This is a genomic window from Pseudomonas sp. 2995-3, from assembly GCF_002742565.1.
In the GTDB taxonomy this organism is placed as follows: Bacteria; Pseudomonadota; Gammaproteobacteria; order Pseudomonadales; family Pseudomonadaceae; genus Aquipseudomonas; species Aquipseudomonas edaphica.
This window is the reverse complement of sequence record NZ_LJSB01000156.1, coordinates 1-230: the sequence shown is the minus strand read 5'-3', so window position 1 is coordinate 230 and position 230 is coordinate 1. Positions and strand designations below refer to the sequence as shown.

1 protein-coding gene is annotated in these 230 nt (G+C 28.3%); it reads left to right on the top strand.

Annotated features, from left to right (window positions below):
* On the top strand, positions 1–230 hold a 230-nt coding region (locus tag AOA62_RS32200; protein WP_218244098.1), incomplete at both ends, for a hypothetical protein.

Genomic DNA, 230 nt, shown 5'->3' with positions numbered 1-230 from the left:
TACTTAGTTATAGAAGATTTATTAAAGAGTCACTTCGGAAAACTAGATCATGTGATTTTAAATAACTTTTTAAACATGGTTGTAGATTTATCTATTGGAAAAAAAGTACGTTTAAATAATGGAGTAATAGGGGAAATTGTATTTATGGAAGAGACAGAGCCAGTAAGACCGATGATAAAGTTAGAGAACCAATCACTTTTATCTTTAAAGAGTCATCCAGAATTTTATAT